The organism is Microbacterium sp. NPDC019599 (genome assembly GCF_040632175.1).
In the GTDB taxonomy this organism is placed as follows: Bacteria; Actinomycetota; Actinomycetes; order Actinomycetales; family Microbacteriaceae; genus Microbacterium.
The window spans coordinates 87,423-111,084 of record NZ_JBEYBL010000008.1; the positions used below are offsets into that span (position 1 = coordinate 87,423).

17 protein-coding genes and 1 pseudogene are annotated in these 23,662 nt (G+C 70.0%); 8 read left to right on the plus strand and 10 right to left on the minus strand.

Going from position 1 to position 23,662, the window contains the following annotated elements; translation table 11 throughout:
- Positions 1-69: 69 nt before the first annotated feature.
- Complete coding sequence (gene hutU / locus ABZ477_RS14145) at positions 70-1,779, minus strand: urocanate hydratase (protein WP_360134175.1); 1,710 nt, start codon at positions 1,777-1,779, stop codon at positions 70-72.
- Between the two features lie 295 nt (positions 1,780-2,074).
- Here hutU and ABZ477_RS14150 point away from each other — a divergent pair, with 295 nt between their 5' ends.
- Entirely contained in the window at positions 2,075-2,755 is a 681-nt protein-coding gene (locus ABZ477_RS14150) for an HD domain-containing protein (RefSeq protein ID WP_360134178.1), read from the plus strand.
- Positions 2,756-2,887: 132 nt separating this feature from the next.
- Here the strand turns inward: ABZ477_RS14150 and hutH are convergent, their stop codons facing one another.
- Positions 2,888-4,453 carry a histidine ammonia-lyase gene (hutH, locus tag ABZ477_RS14155; RefSeq protein ID WP_360134181.1) on the minus strand — a complete coding sequence of 522 codons (1,566 nt, stop codon included), beginning with the start codon at positions 4,451-4,453 and terminating at the stop codon, positions 2,888-2,890.
- A gap of 61 nt (positions 4,454-4,514) precedes the next feature.
- Between hutH and ABZ477_RS14160 the strand changes: the two genes are divergently transcribed.
- On the plus strand, positions 4,515-5,306 hold the full coding sequence (locus tag ABZ477_RS14160; RefSeq protein ID WP_360134184.1) for an IclR family transcriptional regulator: 792 nt from the start codon (positions 4,515-4,517) through the stop codon (positions 5,304-5,306).
- A gap of 143 nt (positions 5,307-5,449) precedes the next feature.
- Here ABZ477_RS14160 and ABZ477_RS14165 read toward each other — a convergent pair whose 3' ends face one another.
- Positions 5,450-6,454 carry a LacI family DNA-binding transcriptional regulator gene (locus tag ABZ477_RS14165; RefSeq protein WP_360134187.1) on the minus strand — a complete coding sequence of 335 codons (1,005 nt, stop codon included), beginning with the start codon at positions 6,452-6,454 and terminating at the stop codon, positions 5,450-5,452.
- Between the two features lie 126 nt (positions 6,455-6,580).
- Here ABZ477_RS14165 and ABZ477_RS14170 point away from each other — a divergent pair, with 126 nt between their 5' ends.
- Genes ABZ477_RS14170 through ABZ477_RS14185 form a run of 4 tightly spaced genes read left to right on the plus strand, consistent with a single transcriptional unit; the run spans position 6,581 to position 11,896 of the window.
- A complete protein-coding gene (locus ABZ477_RS14170) occupies positions 6,581-7,840 on the plus strand; it encodes an extracellular solute-binding protein (RefSeq protein WP_360134190.1) in 1,260 nt (419 codons plus the stop codon).
- A gap of 5 nt (positions 7,841-7,845) precedes the next feature.
- Entirely contained in the window at positions 7,846-9,048 is a 1,203-nt protein-coding gene (locus ABZ477_RS14175) for a sugar ABC transporter permease (RefSeq protein ID WP_360134193.1), read from the plus strand.
- Positions 9,045-9,956 (plus strand): carbohydrate ABC transporter permease, encoded by a 912-nt coding sequence (locus ABZ477_RS14180; RefSeq protein WP_360134196.1) that lies wholly within the window; start codon positions 9,045-9,047, stop codon positions 9,954-9,956. Before ABZ477_RS14175 ends, ABZ477_RS14180 begins: the two co-directional genes overlap by 4 nt.
- Complete coding sequence (locus ABZ477_RS14185) at positions 9,953-11,896, plus strand: glycogen debranching N-terminal domain-containing protein (protein WP_360134199.1); 1,944 nt, start codon at positions 9,953-9,955, stop codon at positions 11,894-11,896. The genes ABZ477_RS14180 and ABZ477_RS14185 overlap by 4 nt, the downstream gene beginning before the upstream one ends.
- Here ABZ477_RS14185 and ABZ477_RS14190 read toward each other — a convergent pair.
- The 5 genes and pseudogenes from ABZ477_RS14190 to ABZ477_RS14210 all read right to left on the minus strand — a co-directional run.
- Complete coding sequence (locus ABZ477_RS14190) at positions 11,845-12,321, minus strand: YbaK/EbsC family protein (protein WP_360134202.1); 477 nt, start codon at positions 12,319-12,321, stop codon at positions 11,845-11,847. The genes ABZ477_RS14185 and ABZ477_RS14190 overlap by 52 nt on opposite strands.
- A gap of 61 nt (positions 12,322-12,382) precedes the next feature.
- Complete coding sequence (locus ABZ477_RS14195; protein ID WP_360134205.1) at positions 12,383-13,825, minus strand: metallophosphoesterase; 1,443 nt, start codon at positions 13,823-13,825, stop codon at positions 12,383-12,385.
- Between the two features lie 219 nt (positions 13,826-14,044).
- Positions 14,045-14,845 (minus strand): class I SAM-dependent methyltransferase, encoded by an 801-nt coding sequence (locus ABZ477_RS14200; protein ID WP_360134208.1) that lies wholly within the window; start codon positions 14,843-14,845, stop codon positions 14,045-14,047.
- Between the two features lie 347 nt (positions 14,846-15,192).
- The gene (locus ABZ477_RS14205) at positions 15,193-15,666 is read right to left on the minus strand and encodes a hypothetical protein (protein WP_360134556.1); all 474 of its coding nucleotides are present in this window, start codon (positions 15,664-15,666) and stop codon (positions 15,193-15,195) included.
- Positions 15,667-15,909: 243 nt separating this feature from the next.
- A pseudogene (locus ABZ477_RS14210) lies at positions 15,910-16,089 on the minus strand (type IV toxin-antitoxin system AbiEi family antitoxin domain-containing protein); the annotation flags it as partial.
- 373 nt (positions 16,090-16,462) lie between these two features.
- Between ABZ477_RS14210 and ABZ477_RS14215 the strand changes: the two are divergent.
- Positions 16,463-17,542, plus strand: coding sequence for a Glu/Leu/Phe/Val dehydrogenase dimerization domain-containing protein (locus ABZ477_RS14215; RefSeq protein ID WP_360134211.1), 1,080 nt, complete (start codon positions 16,463-16,465; stop codon positions 17,540-17,542).
- Positions 17,543-17,674: 132 nt separating this feature from the next.
- Positions 17,675-19,267: an AMP-binding protein gene (locus ABZ477_RS14220; protein ID WP_360134214.1), complete on the plus strand. Its 1,593-nt coding sequence runs from the start codon at positions 17,675-17,677 to the stop codon at positions 19,265-19,267.
- A gap of 209 nt (positions 19,268-19,476) precedes the next feature.
- Here ABZ477_RS14220 and ABZ477_RS14225 read toward each other — a convergent pair whose 3' ends face one another.
- Positions 19,477-21,114 (minus strand): MFS transporter, encoded by a 1,638-nt coding sequence (locus ABZ477_RS14225; RefSeq protein ID WP_360134217.1) that lies wholly within the window; start codon positions 21,112-21,114, stop codon positions 19,477-19,479.
- An 87-nt stretch (positions 21,115-21,201) separates the two neighbouring features.
- Positions 21,202-23,550, minus strand: a complete 2,349-nt coding sequence (locus ABZ477_RS14230; RefSeq protein WP_360134220.1) for a polysaccharide lyase 8 family protein — start codon at positions 23,548-23,550, stop codon at positions 21,202-21,204.
- Positions 23,551-23,662 lie beyond the last annotated feature (112 nt).

The window sequence follows — 23,662 nt, forward strand, 5'->3', positions numbered from 1 at the left end:
TCGGGTGAGTCGCAGAAGGCGTCGGCATCGGGTCCGAGAAGTGTCCGGAAACGTGACACGCGCGGATCGTCACAGCATGGGGATCTTCAGACCCCGGTCTGCCGCGACCTCGCGGGCGCGGTCGTAGCCGGCGTCGACGTGGCGCATGACGCCCGTGCCCGGATCGTTCGTGAGGACCCGCTCGAGCTTCTCGGCGGCGAGCGCGGTTCCGTCGGCGACCGTCACCTGACCGGCATGGATGCTGCGCCCGATGCCGACGCCGCCTCCGTGGTGGATCGAGACCCACGCCGCCCCCGACGCCGTGTTGAGCAGGGCGTTGAGGAGGGGCCAGTCGGCGATCGCGTCGGAGCCGTCGGCCATCGCCTCGGTCTCGCGGTACGGCGACGCGACCGAGCCGGCGTCGAGGTGGTCACGGCCGATCACGATGGGTCCGGACAGCTCGCCGGACGAGACCATCTCGTTGAACTTCAGGCCCGCGAGGTGCCGCTCCTTGTAGCCCAGCCAGCAGATCCGCGCGGGCAGGCCCTCGAAGTGGACGGTGTCGCCGGCCTTCTCGAGCCAGCGGACGAGCCCCGCGTTCTCGGGGAACAGCTCCATGACGGCGCGGTCGGTCCTGCGGATGTCCTCGGGGTCGCCCGAGAGCGCGACCCACCGGAACGGCCCGCGCCCCTCGGCGAACTGCGGGCGGATGTACGCGGGGACGAAGCCCGGGAACTCGAACGCGCGCCGGAATCCGCCGAGCTGCGCCTCGGCACGGATCGAGTTGCCGTAGTCGAAGACGGCGGCTCCGGCATCCTGGAATCCGACCATCGCGGCGACGTGCTTCGCCATGCTGCCGCGGGCGCGATCCGTGAACGCCTCGGGATCAGCGGATGCTGCATCCCGCCAGTCCTCGAACGCGATGCCGACGGGCAGATAAGCGAGCGGGTCGTGCGCGCTGGTCTGGTCGGTCACGATGTCGATCCCGACCTCACCGGCCTGGTGGCGCAGAAGCAGGTCGGGGAAGACCTCTGCAGCGTTGCCCACGACGCCGACGGAGAGCGCCTCGCCGGCCGCCTTCGCCGCCGACACACGCGCGATCGCGGCGTCGAGATCGGTCGTGTACCCGTCGAGATAGCCGTGCTCGACGCGGCGCGCGAGCCGGGATTCGTCGACGTCGACGATGAGGACGGCGCCGCCGTTGAGCGTCACGGCGAGCGGCTGCGCGCCGCCCATGCCGCCGCATCCGCCCGTCAGGGTCAGGGTGCCGGCGAGGCTGTCCCGGCCGAGCGAGCGCGCGACGGCGGCGAAGGTCTCGTACGTGCCCTGCAGGATGCCCTGCGTGCCGATGTAGATCCATGAGCCCGCGGTCATCTGGCCGTACATCGTCAGGCCCAGCTGCTCGAGGCGGCGGAACTCGGGCCACGTCGCCCAGTCGCCGACGAGGTTGGAGTTCGCGATGAGGACGCGCGGAGCCCATTCGTGCGTGCGGAAGACGCCGACGGGCTTGCCCGACTGCACGAGGAGCGTCTCGTCGGGCTCGAGCTCGTCCAGCGTGCGCACGATCGCGTCGAAGGCCTCCCACGACCGTGCGGCGCGGCCCGTCCCGCCGTAGACGACGAGGTCCTCGGGGTGCTCGGCGACCTCCGGGTCGAGGTTGTTCATGAGCATGCGCTTGGCCGCTTCGGCGCCCCAGCTCTTCGCGGTGCGCTCGGCGCCGCGCGGCGCGCGGACGACGCGGGCGCCGGCCGCGGGCTGCGCCACAGCGTCGGAGATCTGCACTTCGTCGGACGTTCTCATCGGGTCTCCTCCGACATTGTGGTCTTCTCCGACGTTGTGGTTCGCCGCCGGCGCCGCTGCGGCGCGTGCCGCGGGCGTGCGTGCGTCGATCGTGTCGGTCATGAGTCGATTCCACCGCGCGTGCGCCCCGGCGCCAACGTCCTGCGCCGTGCTCCTGTCTGGGATACCAGACGAACTGTCCCCTCGCCTCACACCCACGCCCCCCGGCCGCGGGAGGGCAGATCTGTGCGGTCACCGCGGCGCGTCGCGCGCATTTCTGTCCTCTCGCGGCGGTGGCTGGGCCTGGACCGGACCGGTGGGCGAGGGTTGCCGCGGCATCCGTCCCCTGATCCAATGGCACGATGACCGGCGATCCTGCGGACGTCGACCGGGACCGCGGACGGCGGTTCCGATCGATCCTGCGCTCGCGCGGCGTGCCGTCCGAGCAGCTGCGCGCCGAGCGCTCATCGAAGAGATCCCCGAGCTCGCGGCGCTGGCGACGACACCGCAGGATCCCGGGTGGCACCCCGAGGGCGACGTGCTCGTCCACTCGCTGTGGGCGGCTGACCTCGCGGCGGAGCACGCTCACGCGACAGGCGCGTCCGACGACGAGCGCGAGCTGCTCGTGCTCGCTGCGCTGTGGCACGACATCGGCAAGCCCGCCACGACGCGTCGCCGCAACGGCCGCATCACGTCGTACGGGCACGCTGAGCACGGTGCGGATGTCGCCCGCAGCCTGGGCGCGCGGCTCGGACTGCCACACCCCCTCGTGCGCGCCGTGAGCGAGATCATCGCGACGCACATGGCGCACGTCTCGGTGAACGGGATGCCGAGCGTCAAGGCCGTCCGCCGGCTGCGCGACCGGCTGCGCGACGCGGGGACGTCCCTCGAGGAATGGGCCGTCGTGGTGCGCTGCGACGGCGACGCGCGCGGCTCTGCCGCTCGGCCGGACGCCTCGATCCCTTGGCTGAAGGTCGCGCGCGGCCTCGACCGCTGAGCGCGGGTTCACCGCGCCGCCGACCTACCCCTCCGTGAGAGGGCGAATGTATGCGCGTCGACCGGCGTGTCCCGCGCAGTTCTGCCTCTCGCGGAGGGCGTCGGCGAAGCGCGGGCCCAGGGTCCCGCCCGGTCAGAGCCCCGCTGCCGCCCGGATCGCCCCGGACTGCACGAGCTCCGTGACGGCCTCGAGGTCCGGCGAGACGAAGTGGTCGGGACCCGGCCCCGCCGCGACCGCCCGCACGGCGTCGCGCGCGCCGCGCGTGGCCGCCGCGGGCTCCAGCGGCGCGCGCAGGTCGAGCGCCCGCGCGGCGGTGAGCACCTCGATCGCGAGCACGCGGGCGAGCCCGTCGATCGCCCGGCGGAGCTTGCGCGCGGCCGCCCATCCCATCGAGACGTGGTCCTCCTGCATGGCCGACGACGGGATGGAGTCGACCGATGCCGGCACCGCGAGGCGCTTGAGCTCCGACACGATCCCGGCTGCGGCGTACTGCGCGATCATGAGGCCCGAGTCGACGCCGACCTCGTGCGCGAGGAACGGCGGCAGGCCGTTGCTGCGCGCCACGTCGAGGGCCCGGTCGGTGCGCCGCTCCGAGATCGAGGCGACGTCGGCGACGGCGATCGCGAGGAAGTCCAGGACGTACGCGACCGGCGCGCCGTGGAAGTTGCCGTTCGACTCGACGCGTCCGTCGGGCGTGATCACGGGGTTGTCGACGGCAGCCGCGAGCTCGCGCGAGGCGATCAGCTCGGCGTGCGTCGCCGTGTCGCGCGCCGCACCGTGCACCTGGGGCGAGCACCGCAGCGAGTACGCGTCCTGCACGCGCGTGCACACCGAGGGGTCCCGGTGCGACGCCATGATCGGCGATCCCGCGAGCAGCGCGCGCAGATTCGAGGCGGATTCCGCCTGGCCCACCTGCGGCCGAAGCGCCATGAGGTCGGCGGCGAACACGGCATCGGTGCCGAGCTGGCTCTCGATCGACATGGCGGCGGCGACGTCAGCCGTGTCGAGCAGCACCCGCAGGTCATGGAGCGCGAGGAGCAGCATCCCGAGCATCCCGTCCGTGCCGTTGATGAGCGCGAGGCCCTCCTTCTCGCTCAGGACGAGCGGAGCGACGGATGCTGCGCTCAGCGCCTCCGCGGCGGGCATCGGGTCGCCCAGCGCGCCGGTGGCGGCATCCCGCAGCCGCACGTCGCCCTCGCCCATCGCGGCGAGCGCGACGTGCGACAGCGGCGCGAGGTCGCCCGAGCAGCCGAGTGAGCCGTACTCGCGGACGATCGGCGTGATGCCGGCGTTGAGCATCGCGGCGTACGTCTCGACGACGACGGGGCGCACGCCGGTGCGGCCGGTCGCGAGGGTCTGCAGCCGCAGGAGCTGGAGCGCGCGCACGACCTCGGCCTCGACCTCGGGTCCTGTGCCGGCCGCGTGCGAGCGGATGAGCGAGGCCTGCAGCTGACGCCGGCGCTCGGGCGCGATGAACGTCGTCGCGAGCGCGCCGAAGCCCGTCGAGATGCCGTAGTGCGGCTCGGGGTCGCCGGCGAGACCCTCGACGAGGGCGCGTGTCGCGGCGACCCGCTCGAGCGCTGCCGCGTCGACGGCGACGCGGGCGCCGTGGCGCGCGACGGCGACGACGTCCTCGGCGAGCAGGGGTTCCGCGCCGATGGTGACGACGTCGGGACGGAGGTCGGTGACGGTGGCCATGGCCCGATTCCACACCGCTCCCCTGCCCGCGGAGGCGTGCTCGTGGCATCCTGTGTCTGTCATGCCAGACAACGTCTCTCCGGACGAGGTCCCGGAAGCCCGCCCACAGGTCCCCGCGGCCGACCAGACGCTGCGGATCCTCACGTTCCTCGCACACCAGCGCGGGCCCGTCGCGGCGCAGACGATCGCGACGCACCTCGCGATCCCCCGCTCGACCGTCTACCACCTGCTCGCCGCGCTCGAGCAGCACGGCTTCGTCGTGCACGTGCCCGCCGAGCGGCGCTGGGGTCTCGGCGTCGCCGCCTTCGAGCTCGCGGGCGGCTACGCACGGCAGGCGCCGCTCGCGCGCCTGGGCCGACCGCTGCTCGCGGACCTCGTCGATCGCGTCGGCGAGAGCGCGCACCTCGCGGTCATGAGCGGCCGCGACGTCGTGTACATCGTCGAGGAGCGCGCGCCGCGCCGGCCCGCCCTCGTGACCGACGTCGGCGTGCGGCTGCCCGCGCACCTGACGGCGACGGGACGTGCCATGCTCGCGGCGCTCCCGCGCGAGCAGGTGCGGGCGCTGTTCCCGGATGCCGCGGCCTTCGCCGACCGCACGGGACGAGGCCCGCGCTCCCCCGGCGAGCTGCGCGAGCTCCTGCGCGTCGTCCGGACGACGGGCTGGGCGACGGAGGACGGCGAAGTGACGCTCGGCCTCCGCTCGATCGGCATCGCCGTCCACGACCACGTGGGGTGGCCGACCGCCGCGATCGCGGTCACCTGGCCCGCCGAGGCGGAGCGGGATGCAGCATCCCTCGCCCCCGCCGTGGAGCACGCCGCCCGCGAGCTGACGCGCCGCCTCTACGGCCGCTGACCCATCCCCTGATCGAGTTCTGGCGATGAGGGCGAGATCAGGCCGATCCTGCGTCCGATCGTCCTGATTTCGCCGATTCGCGTGATTCGCCAACCCCTGATTCGCCTGGATCCAGCAACACAACCGTCCCGGCTACTCCCGAGCTAGCCCTCGTCTCGAGCTCGAACCACGAGCTCGGGCTCGATGAGCCGATGCCACGGACCCTCGTCCGTCGTCGGGTCGGCGACGAGCAGATCGAGCACCGCCTCGGCGACGCGCTCAGGGCGCTGCTCGACGCTCGAGATCTCCAGGGCCTCCGCGACCGGGGTGTTGTCGAACCCGACGACCGCGAGCTCGGGCCGGCCCGCATGCGAGGCCGCGAGGTGCGCGCCGAGGGCCAAGGTGTCGCTCGCGCACACGATGGCGTCGACATCCCGCTCCGCGAGGCCGCGCTCCGCGACGGACCGCGCCTCGGCGACGCTGTCGAGCGACGTCCAGCGCAGCCCGTCGACCCCCACCACCTCGCGCCACCCGCGCTCCCGGTCGTCGCCCGTCCCCGACCCCGCGGGCCACCCGAGGAAGACGACCCGCTCGCCGTGCTCTCGCGCGAAGAGGGTCGCCGCGCGTGTCCCGGCGGCACCGTCGACGTCCACCCAGGGCCGGAGCGGATCGCCCATCTGCGCGCCTGTCCCGGCCTCGCCCCACGGGCGGCCGAACGCGACGAACGGGACGTCGTGCTCGGCGAGCCACTCCGCGCGAGGATCGCCCTCGAACGTCCCGGTGAGCACGACGCGATCGATCTCGCCACCCTCGCGCAGCTGCCGGATGCGCTGGATCTCCTCCTGCGCATCGGCGGCGGCGTAGACGAGGATGCGAAGGCCGCGTGGCGTCGCGCGGTCGGTCAGCGCGTGGATGAAGCGGTCCAGCACGATGCCGGAGATCCCGCCCGCGTACGGATCGAGGTGGATGCCGATCGTCGCGCTGCGCTTCGTCCGCAGTCTCCGCGCCGCCATCGAGGGCGCGTATCCGAGCTCGGCGATGGCCGCCTCGACGCGCTCGCGGGTCCGACCGCGGACGATCTCGGGCGTGTTGAGCACGTTCGACACGGTCTGCCGAGACACTCCCGCGCGCCGTGCGACGTCCTCGACAGTCGGCTGCCGAGCGGTCACTTGTACCACCTTCCCGGGCGAGCGCATCCCCCTTGACACTCGTCTCGCGCCATGAATACCTTGGCACCCGCGGCGGAGTTTGAACGATCAAATTCCGAACTCCCAAAGGGTATCGAAGGAGATCTCATGAAGCGACACACAGCACGTGCCCTGACAGCCGGAGTGTTCGCCGTCGGCGCGGCCCTCGTCCTCGCCGGATGCGGGCAGGGCTTCGACGACGGTGGCGGAGGCGGGGGCGGCACAGGTGAACCCGGCGAGCTCACGAGCTCGGACGACAGCCTCACGCTCCTGTTCGGGTCCAGCGGCGAGGCCGAGACGGATGCTGTCAACGAGGCGGTCAGCGCCTGGTCCGAAGAGTCGGGCGTCGACGTAGAGGTGACTGTTGCCACCGACCAGGCGCAGCAGCTCTCGCAGGGGTTCGCGGCGGGCGATCCGCCCGACCTGTTCTACCTCGGACCCGAGCAGCTGGCGGGCTTCGCGGGCAACGGCTCGCTGCAGGCGTACGGCGACGAGCTGGCGAACAAGGACGACTTCTACCCTTCGCTCGTGGAGAACTTCACGTACGAGGACCAGTTCTACTGCGCGCCGAAGGACTTCTCGACGCTCGCACTCATCATCAACAAGGGACTGTGGGATGCCGCGGGCCTGACCGATGACGACATCCCGACCACGTGGGACGAGCTGGCGTCCGTCGCTCAGACGCTCACGAAGGACGGCGTCGTCGGCCTCGGCTTCGGCGCGGAGTACCAGCGTGTCGGCGTCTTCATGGCGCAGGCGGGCGGGGCTCTCGTCGAGGACGGCCAGGCCGTGGCGAACAGCCAGGAGAACGTGGACGCCCTCACCTACGTGAAGGACCACCTCAACGACGGCACCTTCGCATACGCCGTCGACCTCGGGGCAGGATGGGGCGGAGAGGCCTTCGGCAAGGAGCTCGCCGCAATGACGATCGAGGGCAACTGGATCACCGGCGCGATGACGAGCGACTTCCCGGACGTCGACTACGTCGTCGCCGAGCTCCCCGAAGGCCCCGGTGGCCAGGGCACGCTCCAGTACACGAACTGCTGGGGCATGGCGGCAGACAGTCCCAACCAGCAGGCTGCGCTCGAGCTCATCGAGTACCTGACGAGTGCCGATCAGCAGCTGGCGTTCTCGGAGGCGTTCGGTCCGATGCCGTCGGCGCAGTCCGCCGCCGATCAGTGGACGAGCGACAATCCGGACCTCGCGGCCTTCCTCGCGGGCGCCGACTACGCGCAGGGAATCCCGACCTACGACGGGACGAGCGATGTCATCGCCGACTTCAATGCGCAGCTGCAGGGCCTGAAGACGGGTGATCCGCAGGAGATCCTCGACACCGTGCAGTCGAACCTCGAAGCCATCGTCGGCTGACACTCATGACCGCGACCGCGACGGCCCCTCGCCGTGCCCGGAACCCCCGCTCGGGGATCCGGCGCGGCGAGGCGGTCGCGGGATGGGTCTTCACCCTCCCGGTCATCCTCATCCTCGGCATCTTCCTGCTGGTGCCGGTGCTCATGGCCCTGTGGGTCAGCGTCTCCGACTGGTCGGGAAGAGGCAGCCCCCTGTCGCCGAATGTGAGCTTCGTCGGCCTGCAGAACTACGCGGCGATCACGACGGGCGACGGCATCGCGACGCGCGACTTCGGCATCTCGCTGCGCAACAACGCGTGGTACGTGCTGCTCGTCGTCCCGCTGCAGACGGCGCTGTCGCTCTTCCTCGCCGTGCTGGTCAATGGCGCGATCCTGCGAGGGCGCGGCTTCTTCCGCACGGCGTACTACTTCCCATCCGTCACGGCGTCCGTCGCGATCATCGTCCTGTTCCAGTTCCTGTTCACGGCGAACGGTGTGGTGAACGCGATCCTCGCCGCGATCGGCATAAACGGGCCGAACTGGTTCGGCGACCCGACCGGCCTCGTACACCAGGCGCTCGGCGCCGTCGGCATCACGGAGGGTCCGCCCGTACTCACCGACAACGACTTCCTCGGCGTGTCATGGTGGCAATGGCTCGCCGGCCCCTCCGTGGCGATGTCGGTGTGGATCATCATGGCGGTATTCACGACGAGCGGCACCTTCATGCTGCTGTTCCTCGCCGCGCTGCAGAACCTGAGCTACGACGTCACCGAGGCGGCGATGGTCGACGGTGCGAACGCGTGGCAGCGCTTCTGGCGTGTGACGCTTCCGCAGCTCCGACCGGTCCTGTTCACGGTCCTCACGCTCGGGCTCATCGGCTGCTGGCAGATCTTCGACCAGATCTACGCGGGATCGTCGGGAGGCCGGCCGGCCAAGACGACGCTCACGCCCGCCTATCTCTCCTACGACGCCGCGTTCCTCGACCAGGACTGGGGCAACGGTGCGGCGATCGCCTTCGTCCTGTTCGCGATCATCGTGCTCTTCACCTTGTTCCAGCGCTGGGTGCTGCGTGATCGACCCGTGTCCCGACGCCGGGCGCGTCAGTACCAGTTGCCGCCCCGTCCCCCGACGGCGAGCCCCGCGACGGTCGCGGCCAACCAAGTCCCTGTGGTCCCCGAGCCGCGCGCCGAAGTAAAGGACGACGACACGACGAAGGAAGGTCAGCGATGACCGCCACCATCGACGACACGACGACGTCGACGACCCCGCCGCCTCCGCCGCGGCCGGCCCCCGCCGGTCGCCGGCCGGGAAGCTCGCGGATCGCCTGGCAGATCGCGCTATACGGACTGCTGGTGCTGCTCGCGATCGTCTACATCTACCCGTTCCTCGTGCAGATCGGGACCTCGTTCAAGACGGACGCCGAAGCCGCGTCGAACCCCGTCTCGCTCATTCCGCAGACCTGGTCGACGGCGGCCTACGAGCGGCTGTTCCTGCGCAGCGACTTCCCCCTGTGGTTCGCCAACTCCGCGATCGTGACGATCTTCGTCACCCTCGGCCGCGTATTCTTCGTGTCGCTCGCCGGCTATGCACTCGCTCGCCTGCACTTCCGCGGCCGCGGCGTGATCTTCGCAGCGGTCATCGCGGTCATGGCCGTGCCGACCGTCGTACTGCTCATCCCGAAGTTCCTCGTGATCAACCAGCTCGGGATCTACGATTCGTATGCAGGCATGATCCTGCCGCTCCTCGTCGACGCGGCGGGCGTGTTCATCATGAAGAACTTCTTCGAGTCGATCCCCGTCTCGGTCGAAGAGCAGGCCCGCATCGACGGCGCCGGCACGTTCCGCATCTTCTGGTCGGTCGTGCTGCCCATGGCGCGGCCCGCCGTCATCACGATCATCATCCTGTCGTTCCAGGGATCGTGGAACGAGCTGGCGCACTTCATCGTCGCGACGCAGTCGCCTGGACTCACGACGCTCACGAAGGGCGTCGCGGGCCTCGCCTCCGGTCAGCTGAGCCAGGGCACGCAGTACCCCCTCAAGCTCGGCGCGGCCCTCATCATGACGATCCCCGTCGCGGTGATGTTCTTCATCTTCCAGAAGCGGATCATGAACGCCAGCCAAGGGGCGGTGAAGGAATGACGGCCGGACTGCAGCCCTTCCTGTCCGAGGCCGTCGTCGCACTTCGCGCCCCCACGCAGGTGTGGTCGGGGCGCTCCGGCGACCTCGGCGCCCAGCCCATCGACGGGATCTACCACGGCGATACGCGCCTCATCCGCGAGCTGGTCCTGACCTACACGGATGCCGAGGAGGACGTCTTCGTCCCCGAGTACGTCTCCCTCGCCGAGGTCTCGGCCTCCGTCATCGAGTTCGGCGCACTCCTCCGGGACATCGACGACGATCAGCCCGATCCCAAGGTCCGGCTGATCCGGCATCGGACGGTCGAAGCCGGGCTCGTGCGCGAGCGGCTGACGGTTCGCTCGCACCTGGACTCCCCCGTCACGACGATGCTCCGCCTCCGGATCGCCCCGGACTTCGCACCGATGCATGAGGTGAAATCCGGCATGACGCACCCTCGCGAATGGAGCGCCCGGCCCGCCCACGGCGGTGCTCGCATCGAATCAGGCGATGCGGCAGCGGCGATCTCGGCATCCGACTCGCACATGACGCTCGGCGACTCGATCGAGCTCGAATGGCGGGTCGAGTGCCCTCCGCGCGACGAGTGGTCCACCGAGTGGTCCATGCGACTGTACGAGCCCGCCCTCGTCGTGCGCGGCGCGTCCACGACGGCCTGGGGCGAGCGAGCCGATGCCGGCCCCAGCGCCGACCCCCGGCTCCGGCGATGGGTGGCCCGCTCCGTCTCGGACCTCGATGCGCTGCGGCTGACGCTGCCCGACCACCCCGAGGAGGAGTTCTTCGCGGCGGGCGCCCCGTGGTTCTTCACCCTCTTCGGCCGGGACTCGCTGTGGGCCGCGCGGCTCGCGCTGCCCGTCGACCCGCGGATCGCGGCATCCACTCTCCGCGTGCTGGCGCGACTCCAGGGCGACGCGACCGATCCCGCGACGGCGGAGCAGCCGGGCAAGATCCCGCACGAGCTCAGATCCGGTCAGCTCGAGCTGCCCGGTGAGGGCATAGTGCTGCCCCCGCTGTACTACGGCACGGTCGACGCGACACCGCTGTGGGTGAGCCTGCTCGGCGAAGCATCCGAGGCCGGGATGCCCGCGGCCGACGTCGAGGCGCTCCTGCCGCACCTCGAGCGCGCCCTCGAGTGGATCGTCGACGCAGCGGGCGACGACGGCTTCCTCGACTATGTCGACGAGACGGGCCACGGCCTGTCCAACCAGGGCTGGAAGGACTCCGGCGATTCGATCCAGTGGCGCGACGGCACGATCGCGCAAGGACCGATCGCCCTGTGCGAAGTCCAGGGCTACGCGTACGAGGCCGCGCTCGCCGGCGCGCGCCTCCTCGACGCGTTCGGCAGGTCCGGTGCCGACCGGCTCCGGGACTGGGCGGGAGCGCTGAAAGGGCGGTTCGCCGAGCGGTTCTGGGTCACGACACCCGAGGGCCGCTATCCCGGGATCGCGCTGGATCGCGACGGCCGCGCCGTCGACACGCTCACCTCGAACATCGGGCATCTCCTGGGGACCGGCATCCTCGAACCCGACGAGGAGTCCGCCGTCGCCGACCTCTTGACGGGTGCGTCGATGTCGTCGGGCTTCGGCGTGCGGACGATGTCGACGGATGCTGTCGGCTTCTGGCCCCTCAGCTACCACGGCGGCAGCGTCTGGGCCCACGACACCGCGATCATCGCGCGCGGGATGGCGAGGGCGGGTCTGCGCCACCATGCGCTCACCGTGGTGGAGGGCCTGCTCACGGCGGCGGAGGCGTTCGACTTCCGCGTGCCGGAGCTGCACGCAGGCGACGCGAAGTCCGAGACGCCGGCTCCCGCGCCCTATCCCGCCGCCTGCCGGCCGCAGGCGTGGTCGGCCGCGGCCGCCATCGCTTGCCTCGAGATCGTGACCACCGGGGCTCAGTCGACCTTCGAGACCGATCCGCCCGTCAGCCGGAGCAGCTCCTCGTAGGTCATGGGGAACACCGTGTGCGGCGTGCCGCCCGCGGCCCAGATCTCCGGGTAGCCGGCGAGCTCCTCGTCGATGATCGTCGACAGCGGCGCTGGGTGGCCCGTGGGCGCCACTCCCCCGATCGCCTGGCCCGTCGCCTCGCGCACCTGCTCGGGCGTGGCCCGTTTGATCGACGTGCGCCCGAGCCGCTCCGCGAGGGCGTGCGTGTCGACGCGGTGCGCGCCGCTCGTCATGACCAGGAGCGGCTCGCCGTCAGACCAGAACACGAGGCTGTTCGCGATCGCGCCCACCTCGACACCGAGTGCGGCCGCCGCGAGCGGCGCGGTGGACGCGGCATCCGGAAGCACGACGATGTCGCCCTCGATCCCGGCCGCGCGAAGCGAGTCGTGGACGAGGCGGCTGCGGGCGGGGAGGTGCGCGGTCACCGCCTCAGCCTAGAGGCAGCCGGCGACGGCGCCGGCCCGGACGCATCCGCGATGGGCGCCGTCAGCGGACGAAGCTGAGCCCGCTCGTCGACGTGGAGTCCGTCGGGAAGTCCGTATCGGTGTAGGGCGCGTACACGGTGGAGGTCGCCGTTCCTGCGGCCGTGTCGATCTCGAGGATGCGGACCGGGTTGGTCCAGCTGTGATACGAGGTCAGCAGGCTCACGATCCTGTTGCCGTTCACCCCGACGTCCGTGCGGACGGCTGACGTGCCGACATGGCCGGACAAGACGATCTTGATGTTCGGGTAGACCTTGATGAGGTTGTCGAACAGGTATTGAGGCGAGGTGGCGCCGTAGCCGCCGTTGGTGCCGCCGATGGTGCCGTCGGCGTTGAGGTAGGCGTGGGTGACCACCACCACGTTGTGATCCGGGTGCGACGCGACGACCGACTTCGCCCAGCCCACGGCCTCGACGCGCGGCCACAGCTCGAGGTTGAGGACGAGCCAGTCCACACCGCCCGCCTGGAACACCTGGTAGGCGTTGTCGATCTTGCCCGCCTCGAACGTTCCCTCGACGTTCGGGAACCGCGAGACCGGGAGGTACCGGTTGTAGGCGGTCGTGTCACGCACAGTGACGTTCGTGTTGGCGCCCGGACACGCCGAGCCGCCCGCGCACACGGCGGCGGTGTCGTGATTGCCGATCGCGCCCGACCAGGGCATCGCCTGTTCGAGCGGCTGCAGCTCGGTCGCCGCCCGGGCGAACTGGGCGGGGTCCACCGCGCCCCAGTTGGTCAGGTCGCCGACCTGCATCGCGTACCGCAGGTCGAGGCTCTCCCTGTTGGCCACGAGCCACGCGACCCGGTTCGCGAAGCGGCTATCGCTCGCCGTGATCTCGTTCTGGGTATCGGGAATGACCGCGAGGCTGAACGTGGTGTCGCCGTCGTCGCCCGGCGCGCCGCCCGCGACGACGGCGTAGAAGGCGACTCCCTCCGCCACCCATCCATCGGCGACCAGCGTGTCGCGGCCTGCCGTCGTGGCGAGGCGGTGCTTGCCGTCACGCGTGAGCTGATAGACCGGCTCGAGACATGCCGCGTCGGCCGTCGATGCGTAGAAGGCGACGAACTGCTTCGAGTATCCGGCCGCCACGGCCGCGTCGACAGCGGGACCCTCCGCCGCCCACATGAAGTCGCCCCATCGGTAGAGGCGCCAGACGGGCGTCAGCCCTGTGCCCGAGGAGTCTGCGACGTCTGCCAGGATCCCTTCGTCGCCCGTGAAGCCGTACAGGGCGGCAGCCGAGTCCACCTCGACGGAGGAGAGCGTGACGAGGCTCGCCTCGGTGCTCGGCTTGACGACTTGGAAGAGGTCGGAGTCGAAGGACGCGCATTCCGCATCGACCGCTGCCGAGGCTCGCGTCCCGGTGCCCGTCACGAGCGCCACGACGGACAGCAGCACGCCCGCCAGGCTCAGGAAGAGTCGCGTCCTCGACGCAGTCCGCAACACCGACATCGTGCACATCCTTCGATCCGTGCGCTCGAGCGCAGTGGAGTCGATCGACTCGTACGCGGGAGTGCGCCGAGCCGGTCTGGTCTCACGCGGCGCCGCGGACCTGTTCGGGTTCAGGCACGATACAACATCGGTTCCGCGGTGAACACCCCCGTTGCGGCCCATGGGCGGCGCATGCTCACTGCACGGCGCGCGATGCGGATGAGCCTTGCGCGACCCGGATCAGCTGCGCGCGATGATCTCGCCGTGCGGCATGAAGAACCAGCCGTCCTCCGAGGCGGCCCATTCGCGCCATCCCGCCGCGATGCGCTCGAGGCCCGCGCGGTCGGTGACTCCGTGCTCCACAGCGTGCTCGGCGAACGACGAGTGCAGCGCGCGCTCGGCCCATGCGCCGCCCCACCACTCCCGCGCATCGGGCGACTCGAAGAGCCACAGCGACGCCGACGACTCGACGTCGGTGAAGCCGGCCTGGCGCGCCCAGGCCTTGAGGCGCCTGCCTGCGGCCGGCTCCCCCGACACGAGGCGATGCACCTGCAGGTACACCTCGTGCCACTCGTCGAGTCCCGGAACGAGCGGGTACCAGATGACTCCCACGTAGTCGACGTCGCGCACTGCGACGATGCCCTCGGGTGCGAGCACGCGCCGGAACTCCCGCAGCGCGTCGACCGGCCGGCCGAGGTGCTGCAGCACCTGGTGCGCGTGGACGACGTCGTACGTGCCGTCCGGTGCGTCGATGGCGTACGCGTCGCCGACGGCGAAGCGGACGTTCTCGACACCTCGCTCCGCCGCGAGCGCCGCGGCCTTCTCGACGACGTCGGCTGCGGCATCCATTCCCGTCACGTCGCCGGGCGCGACGCGCTGCGCGAGGTCGACCGTGATGGTGCCCGGACCCGACCCGACGTCGAGCACCCGCAGCTCGGGACGGAGGTGCGGCGCGAGGTAGGCGGCGGAGTTCGCGACGGTGCGCCGCTCGTGCGTCCGCAGAACGCTCTCGTGATGACCGTGGGTGTAGCGCTCAGCCATGCCTCGACGATAGCGCCGCCTCCTCACCACGCCAGTCGCTGCTCCTTCGCGACGCGTGCCGAACTCCAGCTGGGCACGTCGGTAGCGCTGGAGCGTCCCGAACTCCGGCTGGTTGGGGTCGACCCGCCGACGATCCAGGGCCGAACGAGGCCATCTGTCACAATCAGCCGGACTTGGGCACGCCCCCCGACGTTCTCCCCGTCCCGAAGGCCGCGGCAATGCACACGCGTGCCGAACTCCGGCTGGGCGGGTCGGGTAGCGCTGGAGCGTCCCGAACTCCGGCTGGTTGGGGTCGACCCGCCGACGATCCAGGTCCGCGCGATGCCAGCGATGACGGCCAGCCGGACTTAGGCACTCCCCCGACGTTCGCGCGCGTCCCGGAGGCCGCGGAGAGCGTTGACGACGACCTCAGGGTGGAAGAAGATGTCCTCCGCGATCGGGCGGACCGACGAATAGCCGAGCGCCGCCAGCGCGAGGTCGCGCCGACGATCCGCCTTCTGCGACGCCCAGCCGCTGTGGAACTTCTCGCTGTCGCACTCCACGACGAGCCACCCGTCCAGTACGAGGTCCACCCGCCCGACCGTCCGGATGTGAACCTGCACCTCAACATCGAAACCCAGAGCGAGCGCCATGAGACGAACCAGCGTCTCCGGTCCGGACTCCGCGCGCCCGTCGATGAAGTTTCGGAGCACCCGGCGACGAGCCGGGACTGCGGAGAAGATCTCGTCGAGGTCCTCCGGCCGAATGAGCCCGAGATGCAGCGCCGAGTCGAGCGTGGCGACCGCCGCGCGAGGTGTCTGACACGCCGTCGACTGTGCCAAGGCATCGATGATGTCCACACTCGTCGCGCGTGGATGCGGGGACCGGATGAGCGGCCTCCAGTGCCACACCTGGTTGCGGATCACAGGTGCGCTCTTGGAGACGCCTCGTTCGAAGTGGATGTGCACGCGTGAGCGCTTCATCACGAACACGCCGAGGGGCTCGAGCACCGAGATGCAAGCGTGCCGGCCGCCCTCACGCGCCGCTTCGCGCACGCCGTCGCAGGTTCCCGCCAACACGAATGCTCCACGACGCACGGAGAGAAGTCCGCCGGAGTCGACGGCACGCCGCACGTCGCGCTTGCTCCACCCCTGTCGCCGCAGATCGGCCGTCGTGAAAATGCGCTCCGGCCGGTTAGGGCCGTCGCCCTCGCGAAGCGCGGTGAGGTCATGGTGGAGCCGAACGGGTAGCGAGGATTGCAGCATCCGCCCACGCTGATCGCGACGATGGCTGCGTCGGACCGCCTGGGGTCTACAGGTGGACAACTGCCTGCGCGGCCCGGCTGGGGAGGATCAGCCTTCGAACATCGGGCAGCGATTGCGCGTGCCGGACTCCGGCTCACTGGGGCGACGCGCCGTCAGGGCGGCCACCCGCGGTTACTTCAGCCCCTCTGGGCCGGAGTTCGGCCCACCCTGCCGAGTGTTGGCGTCCTTTGACCAGGTAGCACTGCGCAGAATGCGCAACGCCGGGGCTGGGAGTTGAACACTCCGCAAGCAGGTGGTGCAATGGAGGTGGATGCCGCAACGCCGCGGCGTCCGCAGCGCACAGCCCACAAGGCCGGCCCGAAGGAAGAACGCGATGACGCACACCCTGCCCCTGCCCGACTTCACGCACGAGCGCGTGGAGGTGATCACCGGCCGGCGCAGCGGTCTCTTCATCGCCGTCGCCCTGCACTCCTCCGTCCTCGGCTCGGCACTGGGCGGCGCTCGGCTGTGGACCTACGACCACTGGAGCGACGCCTTGGGCGACGCCCTGCGCCTCTCGGCGGCGATGACCCTGAAGAACGCGGCCGCGGGTCTCGACGCCGGCGGCGGCAAGTCCGTCATCCGCCTCGCCCCGGGTGAGACTCTCGACTCCGAGCGCCGCCGCGCCGCGTTCCTCGATCTCGGCGACGCCGTCGAGTCGCTCCACGGCCTGTACCGCACGGCGGAGGACGTCGGCTCGACGACAGACGACATGCTCACGGTCAGCGAGCGCACCGAGCACGTCGTGGGCCTGCCCGACACGGTAGGCGGCTCCGGCGAGCCTGCCGGCCCCACGAGCCTCGGCGTGTACGAGTCGCTCCGCGCGACGCTCGAGCGCGTCACGGGCTCCGCCGACGTCGCCGGTCGGCGCGTCACGATCGCGGGTCTCGGCCAGGTCGGCAGCCGCCTCGCCGTCCGGCTCGCGGCAGAGGGCGCTCAGCTCACCGTCACGGACGTCAACCCCGCCAAGCGCGACCTCGCACTCGAACTCGGCGCCGCGTGGGCCGAGCCGGGCGCCGAGCACCTCGTCTCCGCCGACGTCTTCGTCCCCGCCGGCATCGGGGGCGTCCTCACCGACGACGTCATCGACGCGCTCGATGCGCGCGCCGTGTGCGGCCCGGCGAACAATCCCCTTGCGGCACACGACGGCGCCGACCGGCTCGCCGAGCGCGGCATCCTGTACGCCCCCGACTTCGTCGTCAACGCAGGCGGCGTCATCTACCTCGACCTCGAGGCCAAGAAGCTCGGCACCCGCAGCGAGATCATGGACCGCGTCGCGGCGATCGGCGACACGGTGCGTCGCATCTTCGACGAGGCCGAGGCGCGCGGCGTCACGCCGCTCGAGGCCGCCGAGGGTCTCGCCGCCGAGCGGCTGACCGCCGGCCGCCACCACGGCGCGCACGCGCTCGCCTGACGACCCGCGGTGTGCGACTGAGTGCCAGCGTGTCCGGCACTCAGTCGCACCCCCGACAGGCCTCTGTGCGAGGATGGTCCCGCTTCGGCATCGGCGCCGCGGCACAGCGCGATGAGTCAAGGGAGAAGCCTCGTGTTCACCAGTCCGTACCCCGATGTCGAGATCCCCGAGGTCAGCGTCTTCGACTACCTGTTCGGATCGCTCACGCTCGAAGAGGCCGGACGGGTCGCCCTCATCGACCCGGCTACGGGCGATGAGACGAGCTACGGCAAGCTGCGTGCACAGGTCGAGGCGTTCGCGGGCGCCCTCGCGGCGCGCGGCGTGGGCGTCGGCACGACCGTGGGCCTCCTATGCCCCAACGTCCCGGCCTTCGCGACTGTGTTCCACGGCATCCTGCGCGCCGGTGCCACCGTAACGACGATCAACTCCCTCTACACGGCGGGCGAGATCGAGAAGCAGCTGAAGGACGCCAAGGCCACCTGGTTCGTGACGGTCTCACCCCTCCTCGGACAGGCGTCCGCCGCCGCGGGGGCGATGGGGATGCCGCACGACCGCGTCATCGTCCTCGACGGCGCCCACGGGCACGAGAACCTGCGGCAGCTCCTGATGGAGGGCCGCCCCGCCCCCGACGTGAGCTTCGACCCGGCGACGCACGTCGCCGTCCTCCCCTACTCGTCGGGGACGACGGGCGTGCCCAAGGGCGTGATGCTGAGCCACCGCAACCTCGTCGCCAATGTCCAGCAGTCGCGCGTCAACATCGACCTCAAGGCGGACGATCGCGTCCTCGCGGTCCTGCCCTTCTTCCACATCTACGGCATGACGGTGCTGCTCAACCTCGCCCTGCGCCAGCGCGCGAGCCTCGTGACGATGCCGAAGTTCGACCTCGTGGAGTTCCTGACGAACATCCAGACCTTCGGCTGCACGTATCTCTACATCGCGCCGCCCATCGCGGTCGCGCTGGCGAAGCATCCCATCGTCGATCAGTTCGACATCTCGAGCGTCCACACGGTCTTCTCGGGAGCCGCTCCCCTCGACGGCGAGACGGCCGAGCTCGCGGGCGCTCGCATCCACGCCCGCATGATGCAGGGCTACGGGATGAGCGAGCTGAGCCCCGTGTCGCACGCGATGCCGTGGGACCGCGACGACATCCCGGTGAGCTCCGTCGGCACGATGCTCCCGAACGAGGAGTGCAAGCTCATCGACCCCGAGTCGGGCGAGGAGATCACCGAGCTCGGTGAGGACGGCGTCACGCGCCCCGGCGAGCTGTGGGTCAAGGGACCCAACGTCATGCTGGGCTACCTCAACAACCCCGAGGCGACGGCGGAGACGCTCGACGCCGACGGCTTCCTGCACACCGGCGACGTCGCTGTGTACCACGAGGGCGGCTACTTCTCGATCGTCGACCGCGTGAAGGAGCTCATCAAGTACAAGGGCTACCAGATCGCTCCCGCCGAGCTCGAGGCGCTGCTGCTCGGGCATCCGAAGATCATGGATGCTGCCGTCATCGGCGTCCTCGACGAGGACAGGCAGGAGATCCCCAAGGCATTCGTGGTCGCGGCTCCCGAGTCCGGACTCACCGCCGACGAGGTCATGGCATTCGTTGCCGAGCAGGTCGCGCCCCACAAGAAGGTGCGCCGCGTCGAGTTCGTCGAGGCGATCCCGAAGTCGACCTCGGGCAAGATCCTCCGCAAGGACCTGCGCGCCCGCGAGCTCGCCAGCGCCTGACCCCGGAACGACAGGATGCCCCGGCCACAGCGGTCGGGGCATCCTTTTCGTCGTCCGCCCCAGGCCTCGTCGCGAGAGGGCGGATATGTGCGGTTCAGACGGCGTGTCGCGCACGTATTCGCTCTCTCGCGGCCGATCGGCGGCCCGGGCCGCGAGACAGGTGGTGAGCTCCTCGTCACCCCTCGCGGCCCAGAACCCGGAGAGAGCGGTCATGTCCTGGGCGTCGCGGGCTCCTCTTCGGCCTCTTCGGGCTTCGCGACGACCTCGGCCGGGAGGTTGCGAGAGAGCATGAGCGACAGGGCGAGGAGTCCGAAGACGATGAACAGCGCCTGTTGGAGCGCCTGGACCTGCGAGTCCGCGTAGTCCTGCGCGACCGCTGCCGCCACTTCGTCCGAGCCACCTGCGTCGAGCACGATCTGCTCGGCATCGGCCTGCGAGATGATCGGCACGCCGTTCTCCTCGATGTAGGCAGTGACCTGCTCGTGCACGGTCGGGTCGATCGTGGCGTTGCTCTGGACCGCCGCGGTGAAGCCCGACGAGAGCAGCATGATGAAGACAGACCCGACGATGGCCGTGCCGAACGACGAGCCGAGGTTCTGGAAGGTGCCCTGCAGACCGCCGACCTCCGAGGTGTCGTCCTTCGAGACGGCGTTCATGTTGACGTTGCCGAGCTGCGAGGCCAGCAGGCCGAAGCCGGCGCCGATCACGAACATGCCGGTCGGGAACTGCCAGCCCGACAGCTCGGGCCCGATCGCGATCAGCACGAACAGCATCCCCACCGCCATCGTGGCCTGACCGGCGCGGGCGATGTACTTCGCCGAGCGGCGGGACGTGAGCCACGATCCAACCACGGATGCGATGATGAGGCCCGCCGACAAGGGCAGGATCTTCAGGCCGGTCTCGAGCGCGTCGTAGCCGAGGATCGTCTGCAGGTACACCGGGACGACGAAGAAGAGCGCCGCGATCGCGAAGTACTGCACGAGGAAGCCGGCGAGGCCCCCGCGCAGTGCCGGAATGGTGAGGAGGCTCACCTTCAGCAGGGGCACCTTGCCCGCTGCCTCGAGCTTCTGCTGACGGCGCAGGAACCACCACAGCACGAGGATGCCGAGAATGATCAGGTAGGTCACGAGCGAGACGCCGAGCGGTGCGGGGATCTCAACACCGTTGATCTCGGGAAGCGCGAGCGGTACGAACCAGCCCCACGTCTTGCTCTGCAGGACGCCGAAGACCAGGAGCGCCATGCCGCCGGCCGAGAGGATGACGCTCAGGATGTCGATCTTGAGCTTCGGCTCGTTCGGGACGTCCTTGATTCGGCCCGAGAAGATCAGGACCACGATCATGACGATCGTCTCGGCGAAGAAGACGTAGCGCCACGACGCGTACGTCGTCACCCAGCCGCCGATGAGCGGGCCGGCCGCCGCCGCGAGTCCCGTGACGGCGCCGAGGATCGAGAAGGCCGCGACGCGGGCCTTGCCCGTGTAGTTGATCGCAGCGAGGGCGGCGATGGCGGGAATGACGAGGATCGCACCGAGACCTTCGACGAGCGACCAGCCGAACAGCAGCATCGTGAGGTTCGGGCTGAGGCCGGTCAGGAGCGACCCGATGCCGTAGACCACAGAGCCGATCTTGAAGGCCCGGCTGCGGCCCCACTTGTCGCCGAGCTTTCCACCGGTCAGCATGAACGCCGCCATCGTCAGCGTGTAGAACGTGATGGCCGCCTGCATGCCGGTGATCGTGGTATCCAGATCCGACGCCACCTGTGAGATCGACACGTTCATGACGGTGCTGTCCAGCACCATCACGAACTGCGCTACGGCGAGGATGACGATCACGAGCCAGTTCTTCATGGCCGGAGCCTACAACCGCCACCCGTCGTGATTCGGGATGCTGATCCCCAACGGGTGATGTCGAACCGCCGTCGCACGGCGACCGGCTCAGTACCCCAGCTTGACCGTCTCGACTGCTCCGCGTGTGCCGGTCACGTTCACCTGGAGGACGATCTTCGGCGACAGCTGGGTGACCGTGACCGCCGCGCTCGACGACATGACCCGCTTCGCCGCCCGATCGATCGTGATCGTGATGGGGCCGGTCTGCGCCTGAGTCGGATCGGCGATGCTCACGGAGAGCGACACCCCCGTTTCCGCCGTCGACACGACGGACCTGCCCGAGGAGGTCAGGAACGCTGCTCCCCCGACATTCACCGTCGTCGGCGATGCCCGCCAGAAGACAGCGCCCACCGCGTTCTTGGTGAGATCCTTCACGGCCGACACCGCCGTCGAGTTCGCGAGGACGACGGTGTCCGGTGAAGCGGCGTAAGCCTTCGTCTCGGCCGTCGTCGCCCCGGGAAGCAGCACGTACGAGTACTTCGCATCGACCGGTGCCGTACCGTGGTCGAACCACAAGGAGAAGTAGGTGTCCGTGCGGGGCGTCGTGGAGCCGTTCTTGGCGTTCACGTCCACCCATGCCCCGGTCTGCGTCGTCCTGCCGGCGCGGAGGGACTCCGAGCCGGGGAACACGTACCCGATCCGGCCCTTGCTGCCCGACAGCGACGCCCAGGCAGGATTCGAGTAGGTCACGGCCGAGGACGTGACCGCCGCTCCGTCGACGACGAGCGTCTGGTCGGCTGCCTCCACCCTGCGATCCTCGACGATCGTCTCGACGTGCTTCGGACGTCCGTCCCAGCCCGTCCCGGTCAGCCCGGGGTCGTTGATGCCCGAGCCGAGCGCGACGATCTCGTCGTCGAACGTGAACCACGCCTTGTTCGCGCCGAGATACGACTGCGGAGCGTCGAGGATCATGCCGTAGACGCCGTACGAGCCGGCCGCGGAAGCCAGCCCCCCGGAGAAGGGCTGCTTCGTGAGGTAGTTGCGGCCGTCGTTCACGCCCTTGACACGAGTGTCGACCGTCGTGCCGGGCAGGCGATACCGGTTGACCGTCGCCCAGAAGTGCGAGGAGTACTGCTTCGTGTCGCGCGTGTACAGATACGTCATGCCGTCCGCGGTGTACCACGCCTTCTGGTTCTCGCCGTTGGTCGCGGTCTCGAAGTTGGTGATGCGCGAGCTGGACGAGCTGACGCCGAACGCGTATTCGCTGGTGCGATGCACGTAGCGGTCCATCGACGCGAACGTCCGCGCTCCCACGACGGGCTGCGCAGCAGCGAGCGACGTATCCGCGAGGATGCCCTGCGTGCTCACCAACGCGTACAGCGAGCTCGTCGACTGGAAGCGCGGGAGGTCGGCGTCGGCCAGCATCCGCTTGACGGCTGCCCGCAGGGAGCGCCGAGGGGTCGGCTCAGCGGAGTCGGCGAGGTGAGCGATCGCGCGGATCGTGGCAGAGCCCGCTTCGATGTCCGTGCGGTACTCGCGGGAGATCTCGCGCCCGCGCACCGAGTCCATCATGACTCCCCGCCAGATGAACGGGGCATAGGTCGTCTCGACCGACTTCTGCAGGTTTCCGGTCGAGGAGTCGGTGACGTCCCAGGGCGATTCGTCGAAGAGGTACAGCACCTGTGCCAGCAGCTCGATGGCCGAGATCCCATAGCCGCCGACATACGGAAGGGTCGAGTGCTGGATGAACCCGCCCCGCTCGTAGTATCCGTCGCCGGTCGTGACGTAGCGCATGATCGGAACGATCTCGCGCGCCGCTTGGGCGGTGAGTGTCGAATTGGACTGGATGACGCCCCGCAGCGCGATGACCTTCGCCGACCAGGCGCGGTTGGCACCCGTCGAGTACGCGCCCGTCGTGTAGACGCCCGGGAGGAATCTCCTCTCGGCCGCCATGAAGGCGTCCACCCTGGCCTGGGGCACGCGACCGTTCAGCATCAGGATCGTGTCGTTGATCTCCATCGGGATGCCGAGCGCCCAGTACCAGTTGTTGCCGTCGTTCACGCTCGTCGTGTTGTAGCGGTTGGCTCCGAGCCAGTCCAGCGCCCACAGGATGTCGGAGAGCAGACTCGGGTCCCCCGCGAGCGCCGATCCGCGCGTCGCGTAGGCCAGCGCCATGCCCTTGACCCGGATGAACGTCTCGTGTCGGTCTGCCGTCACGGTCGCCGATGTCAGATCGGGCCAGAGATCCGTCGTCGGAGTGCGGATCATGGCGGCCCGATCCGCCTGCGCAGCGCTTGTGATCCGTGCCACCGCCTCCGCATAGGGGGCCGCGGCGGGATCGAACGCCGTCCCTCCCGTGAGGTAGTCGCGCCAGCGCTGCGAGGCGACCGCGAAGGGATCGTCGGCCGCTCCGGCCGGAGCCATGGGAGCTAGGAGCGCGATGAGCACCGCTGCCACGACGAGAAGTGAAGAGCGCCTGCGGTGTGAGTGTCCTGACCTGTTCGACAACGTCCGGCTCCTGCGGTGGTCGGTGGTGCCTCGTGGTCGGTGAGCCTAGCGCCCGCGGGTT